7 protein-coding genes are annotated in these 6,464 nt (G+C 67.8%); 6 read left to right on the forward strand and 1 reads right to left on the reverse strand.

The window, feature by feature from the left end:
* Nucleotides 1-231, reverse strand: a 231-nt coding sequence (locus G3N94_RS38895) for a cysteine-rich CWC family protein (RefSeq protein ID WP_205799519.1), incomplete at its 3' end; no start/stop codon positions are given.
* Nucleotides 232-465: 234 nt separating this feature from the next.
* Here G3N94_RS38895 and argB point away from each other — a divergent pair.
* The 6 genes from argB (at nt 466) to G3N94_RS38925 (ending at nt 6,318) form a co-directional block, all read left to right on the forward strand.
* The gene (gene argB, locus G3N94_RS38900; RefSeq protein ID WP_205799514.1) at nt 466-1,365 is read left to right on the forward strand and encodes an acetylglutamate kinase; all 900 of its coding nucleotides are present in this window, start codon (nt 466-468) and stop codon (nt 1,363-1,365) included.
* On the forward strand, nt 1,362-2,153 hold the full coding sequence (locus tag G3N94_RS38905; protein WP_205799515.1) for a pyrimidine 5'-nucleotidase: 792 nt from the start codon (nt 1,362-1,364) through the stop codon (nt 2,151-2,153). Before argB ends, G3N94_RS38905 begins: the two co-directional genes overlap by 4 nt.
* Nucleotides 2,120-2,794 carry a nucleoid occlusion factor SlmA gene (gene slmA / locus G3N94_RS38910; protein WP_205799516.1) on the forward strand — a complete coding sequence of 225 codons (675 nt, stop codon included), beginning with the start codon at nt 2,120-2,122 and terminating at the stop codon, nt 2,792-2,794. Before G3N94_RS38905 ends, slmA begins: the two co-directional genes overlap by 34 nt.
* 268 nt (nt 2,795-3,062) lie before the next feature.
* Nucleotides 3,063-4,208 carry a homoserine O-acetyltransferase gene (locus tag G3N94_RS38915; protein WP_205799517.1) on the forward strand — a complete coding sequence of 382 codons (1,146 nt, stop codon included), beginning with the start codon at nt 3,063-3,065 and terminating at the stop codon, nt 4,206-4,208.
* Nucleotides 4,205-4,813, forward strand: a complete 609-nt coding sequence (gene metW, locus G3N94_RS38920; protein ID WP_006755281.1) for a methionine biosynthesis protein MetW — start codon at nt 4,205-4,207, stop codon at nt 4,811-4,813. The genes G3N94_RS38915 and metW overlap by 4 nt, the downstream gene beginning before the upstream one ends.
* A gap of 191 nt (nt 4,814-5,004) precedes the next feature.
* On the forward strand, nt 5,005-6,318 hold the full coding sequence (locus G3N94_RS38925) for an AmpG family muropeptide MFS transporter (RefSeq protein WP_205799518.1): 1,314 nt from the start codon (nt 5,005-5,007) through the stop codon (nt 6,316-6,318).
* Nucleotides 6,319-6,464: the final 146 nt, after the last annotated feature.

Raw genomic sequence — 6,464 nt, forward strand, 5'->3', positions numbered from 1 at the left:
GCCGCCCCCGGCGACGCGCCGGGCCGTCTCGTCGGCGAGGCATTCCGGGCACAGGCAGCGCGCGCCGAGCGCCGGCTGCGCGCCGTCGGGCAACCCGGGCATCGACGCGCACCAGCATTCGAACGGCTGCGTGTGCGTGCCGCAGTCGAAACCGCGGCCGCAGCGCGGACAGCGCGCGCGTCGCGGATTGGAACGGCGATCGGTGGCGGAATCGGTGGCGGATACGGTCATCGCGAAACGGCGGATGGCGGACGCGGCGGCGTCCAACGGCTCAAGCATAGCGCGACGACCGGATTTTGCGGAGCGGCCGATCGGCCAACGCACCGGCGCGGCCCCGGCACGCGGCCGGCACGCACCCGGACGCACCCTGCACGCCTCTCCTGCGGGCGGAAAATCCCGATGCTGCGCTGCGCCACTCCTGTACAATTCGCCCTGTTTCAACCGTTCCCAGCCAGAGCCGCCGCCATGTCCGAGCCCATCGACCTCTCGCAGATCGCCCCCACGTTGAAAGCCGAAATCCTCGCGGAGGCGCTGCCGTACATCCGCCGCTACCACGGCAAGACCGTGGTCATCAAATACGGCGGCAACGCGATGACGGAAGAGCGGCTCAAGCAAGGCTTCGCGCGCGACGTGATCCTGCTGAAGCTGGTCGGCATCAACCCGGTGATCGTCCACGGCGGCGGCCCGCAGATCGACACCGCGCTGAAGAAGATCGGCAAGCAGGGCACCTTCATCCAGGGCATGCGCGTCACCGACGAAGAGACGATGGAAGTCGTCGAGTGGGTGCTGGGCGGCGAAGTGCAGCAGGACATCGTGACGCTGATCAACCATTTCGGCGGCCACGCGGTCGGCCTGACGGGCAAGGACGGCGGCATGATCCACGCGCGCAAGCTGCTGATGCCGGACCGCGACAATCCGGGCCAGTACATCGACATCGGCCAGGTCGGCGAAGTCGAGGCGATCAACCCGGCGGTCGTGAAGGCGCTGCAGGACGACGCGTTCATCCCGGTGATCTCGCCGATCGGCTTCGGCGAGGACGGCCTGTCATACAACATCAACGCGGATCTCGTCGCCGGCAAGCTCGCTACGGTGCTGAACGCCGAGAAGCTGCTGATGATGACCAACATCCCGGGCGTGATGGACAAGGACGGCAACCTGCTGACCGACCTGTCCGCGCGCGAGATCGACGCGCTGTTCGAGGACGGCACGATCTCCGGCGGCATGCTGCCGAAGATCTCGTCGGCGCTCGACGCCGCGAAGAGCGGCGTGAAGTCGGTGCACATCGTCGACGGCCGCATCGAGCACTCGGTGTTGCTGGAAATCCTGACCGAGCAGCCGTTCGGCACGATGATCCGCTCGCATTGAGCGCCCGCCGCAAGACCGCCACACCCGACCTGTCGGCCGCGATGCGGCGCCGGCGCGTGTCGCGCAGCCGGCCCCGCGCCGGCGCGCCGGTGTGGCTGTTCGACCTCGACAATACCCTTCACCACGCGTCGCACGCGATCTTCCCGGAGATCAACCGTGCGATGACGCAGTACATCATCGACGCGCTCCAGGTCGAGCGCGCCGAAGCCGACCGCCTGCGCAACGGCTACACGAAGCGCTACGGCGCGGCGCTGCTCGGCCTCACGCGCCACCATCCGATCGATCCGCACGACTTCCTGCGCGTCGTGCACACGTTCCCCGACCTGCCCGCGATGCTGCGCGCCGAGCGCGGCCTCGCCCGGATCGTCGCCGCGCTGCCGGGCCGCAAGTTCGTGCTGACCAATGCGCCGGAAAACTACGCGCGCGCGGTGCTGCGCGAGTTGCGCATCGAGCGGCTGTTCGAGCGCGTGATCGCGATCGAGCATATGCGCGACCGCCGCACGTGGCGCGCGAAGCCCGATCACACGATGCTGCGGCGGACGCTGCGCGCCGCCAACGCGCGGCTCGCCGACGCGATCCTGGTCGAGGACACGCGCGGCCACCTGAAGCGCTACAAGCGCCTCGGCATCGGCACCGTATGGATTACCGGCCATCTGCCGGGCCACCTGCCGAATACTGGCCGCCCGCACTATGTCGACCAACGCATTCGTTCGTTAAAATCGCTGCGACTGGGCACTCGATCGGGGCGACAGAAATGCAGCCGACTCACCCGCAGGACCAAGCGGTAACGGACGACCAGGCAACACCCACCCGCACCCGCGTGCGCCCGAAACCGGGCGAACGCCGCGTGCACATCCTGCAGGCGCTCGCGACGATGCTCGAGGCGCCGAAGCCAGAGAAGATCACGACCGCCGCGCTCGCGGCCCGGCTCGACGTGTCGGAAGCCGCGCTGTACCGGCACTTCTCGAGCAAGGCGAAGATGTACGAAGGGCTGATCGAGTTCATCGAGGAGACCTTCTTCGGCCTCGTCAACCAGATCGTCGCGAAGGAGCCGAACGGCGTGCTGCAGGCCCGCGCGATCGCGCTGATGATGCTCAACTTCGCCGCGAAGAACCCCGGCATGACCCGCGTGCTGACGGGCGAAGCGCTCGTCGGCGAGCACGAGCGCCTCACCGAGCGCGTGAACCAGATACTCGACCGCATCGAGGCAACGCTCAAGCAATGCCTGCGGGTCGCGCGGTTGGAAGCGAATGCGCAGCCGGACGGCGCGTCCGCCACGTTGGCCCTGCCGGCCGACTACGATCCGGCCGCGCGGGCGAGCCTGCTCGTCAGCTACGTGATCGGGCGCTGGCACCGCTTCGCGAAGAGCGGGTTCCGGCAGCCGCCCGGCGAGCAGGCCGATACGCACCTGCGGCTGATCCTGCAGTGACGGGCGGGCCGGAAATCGGCCCGACCTCCGCCCCAATCCGCGCTTCCCGCAATTTCCGCTATACTCTGCCGACTGCCGCCACCTGGGCGGCAGGTCGGAAGCGCGCCGATTTGCTGACTCGATTGCGGGCGCGCGAACCGGCCGGGGCCTTGATTTGTCTTTGTCCCGGCGGTTCACTACAAATGCGGCTAAAGAGGTCGTCAGCCGCGCCTTTTCGACTCCGCGCATCGCCGACACCATTTAGCCGCCCAGTCATAAGGCGGAACGAATGGAATCGATCGGCATCGTCGCTCCACAGACCATGCATTTCGCCGAACCGCTGCGCTTGCAAAGCGGCAGCGTGATCGGCAACTATCAGCTCGTCGTCGAGACGTACGGCGAGCTCAACGCCGCGCGCTCGAACGCGGTGCTCGTCTGCCACGCGCTCAACGCGTCGCATCACGTCGCCGGCGTCTACGCGGACGATCCGCGCAGCACCGGCTGGTGGGACAACATGGTCGGCCCCGGCAAGCCGCTCGACACCAACCGCTTCTTCGTGATCGGCGTGAACAACCTCGGCTCGTGCTTCGGCTCGACCGGCCCGATGAGCATCGACCCGTCGACCGGCAAGCCGTACGGCGCGCGCTTTCCGGTCGTCACCGTCGAGGACTGGGTGCACGCGCAGGCGCGTGTCGCCGACGCGTTCGGCATCGAGCGCTTCGCCGCGGTGATGGGCGGCAGCCTCGGCGGCATGCAGGCGCTCGCGTGGAGCCTGATGTATCCGGACCGCGTCGCGCACTGCATCGATATCGCGTCGACGCCGAAGCTGTCCGCGCAGAACATCGCGTTCAACGAGGTCGCGCGCTCGGCGATCCTGTCCGATCCCGATTTCCACGGCGGCGACTACTACGCGCACGGCGTGAAGCCGAGGCGCGGCCTGCGCGTCGCGCGGATGATCGGCCATATCACGTACCTGTCCGACGACGACATGGCCGAGAAATTCGGCCGCGCGCTGCGCCGCGCCGACGGTGCGCTCGATGCGTACAACTTCAGCTTCGACGTCGAGTTCGAGGTCGAGTCGTATCTGCGCTACCAGGGCGACAAGTTCGCCGACTACTTCGACGCGAACACCTACCTGCTGATCACGCGCGCGCTCGACTACTTCGATCCGGCCAAGGCGTTCGACGGCAACCTGAGCGCCGCGCTCGCGCACACGCAGGCGAAATACCTGATCGCGAGCTTCTCGACCGACTGGCGCTTCGCGCCGGCGCGCTCGCGCGAGATCGTCAAGGCGCTGCTCGACAACAAGCGCACGGTCAGCTACGCGGAAATCGATGCGCCGCACGGCCACGACGCGTTCCTGCTCGACGATGCGCGCTATCACAACCTGATCCGCGCGTATTACGAACGAATCGCCAACGAGGTGGGTGCATGAACCAGCAAGCGCTGAATTCCCTGTCCGCGCGCGCGGACTTCCGCACGATCGCGCGCTGGGTCGAGCCGCGTTCGACGGTGCTCGACCTCGGCTGTGGCGACGGCTCGCTGCTCGCGCTGCTGATGGAAGAACTGGACGTGACCGGCTACGGGATCGAGCTGAACGACGCCGGCGTGCTCGCGAGCGCGAAGAACGGCATCAACGTGATCCAGCAGAACCTGGAAGACGGCCTGCGCCTGTTCGAGGACCACAGCTTCGACATCGCGATCCTGTCGCAGACCTTGCAGACGATTCACCAGACGGCCGCGATCCTGCGCGAAACCGCGCGGGTCGGCCGCGAATGCATCGTGTCGTTCCCGAATTTCGGCTACTGGCCGCACCGGCTGTCGGTGCTGAACGGCCGGATGCCGGTGTCGAAGTCGCTACCTTACCAGTGGCACAACACGCCGAACGTCCGGGTGCTGACGATCGAGGATTTCGAGGCGCTCGCACCCGAAGTCGGCGTGACGATCCTCGACCGCGTCGTGCTGCACGAAGGCCAGCCGATTCGATGGGGAGCGAACTGGCGTGGTAGTCTTGCTGTCTATCGCGTCAAGCGCAGCTGAGCCGGGGGGCCGTTGACGAACGGTCCGGCCGGGTCTGGTCCGGCCAGGTCAGATCCCCCGGGTCTGGCGCGGCCAGTTAACGCCCGGCCGGGTCGCCGGCCAGCGCCGCGCGGGCGGCCGCGATGCCGCGCCGCCCACGCAGCTGCGTGCGCTACCGCCGCCATAACGTCAACGCTACCCTGTTCCAGTACATGTCCAAAACGCCACACGAGGCGCCCGCACTCACCGCTCACGAGGATCACCCCGGCTGGCGAGCCTTCCTGAACACGCACATGCTGATCTGCGTGTTTCTCGGCTTCACGTCGGGTCTGCCCCTCTTCACGCTCGTCTATCTCGTGCAGGCCTGGCTGCGCTCGGAGGGCGTCGACCTGAAATCGATCGGCCTGTTCGCGCTGATCCAGTTTCCGTATACGTGGAAATTCCTGTGGGCGCCGCTGATGGACCGCTACGTGCCGCGCCTGCCCGGCTGGCGGCCGGGCCGCCGGCGCGGCTGGATGCTGTTCACGCAGCTCCTCGTCGCGGGTGCGATTGCCGCGCTCGGCTTCGTGTCGCCGCGCAACTCGATCTGGACGGTTGCCGCACTCACCACGCTCGTCGCGTTCTTCGGCGCGAGCGCCGACATCGTGATCGACGCGTATCGCCGCGAACTGCTGCGCGACACCGAGCAGGGCCTCGGCAACGCGGTGCACGTGAACGCGTACAAGATCGCCGCGCTGATCCCCGGCTCGCTGTCGCTGATCCTGTCCGACCACCTGCCGTGGAGCGGCGTGTTCACGTTCACCGCCGCGTTCATGCTGCCGGGCATCGTGATGACGCTGCTCGTGCGCGAGCCGGAGGTGGTCGGCACGCCGCCGCGCAACCTGCGCGACGCGGTGATCCTGCCGTTCCGCGAATTCATCCTGCGCGACGGCTGGGCCGGCGCGCTGCTCGTGATCGCGTTCATCTTCCTGTTCAAGCTCGGCGACACGATGGCGACCACGCTGTCGACGTCGTTCTTCCTCGACATCGGTTTCAACAAGACGCAGATCGGCGTGATCGCGAAAACGACCGCGTTCTGGGCGAGCCTCGCGGGCGGCATCATCGGCGGCGTCTGGCTCGTGAAGATCGGCATCGCGCGCGGGCTGTGGATCTTCGGCATCCTGCAGATCGTGTCGACGCTCGGCTTCGCGTGGCTCGCGAAGGCCGGCGCGCAGCCGGCGCTGATGGCCGCCGTCTACGGCTTCGAAACCTTCTCGACGGGCCTCACGCTCGCCGCATTCACCGCGTACATTGCAAGCACCACCGACCCGCGCTACACCGCGACGCAGTTCGCGCTGTTCACGAGCCTCGCGTCGGTGCCGCGTACGCTCGCGTCCGCCGCGAGCGGCTACATCGTCGCGGACATTGGCTGGTTCAACTATTTCCTGGTATGCGCGGCGCTCGGTATTCCAGGCATGCTGCTGCTGTTCAAGGTCGCGCCGTGGAACGGCGACGCACGCGACAACGGGGTTGCCCGTGCGCAGTGATCGTCTGCGCCGCCTCGCGCGTCTGGGCGCGTCGCTGAGCATCGGCGCCGCGGTGCTCGGCGCGGGTCTCGCGCGTGCGGGCGATACGGCGGCCGCGGTAGCACCCGGCTCGGCGCCGTCGACCACACCGAACCCGCCGGCCGCGC

Source organism: Burkholderia sp. Ac-20353, assembly GCF_017104785.1.
Taxonomy (GTDB): domain Bacteria; phylum Pseudomonadota; class Gammaproteobacteria; order Burkholderiales; family Burkholderiaceae; genus Burkholderia.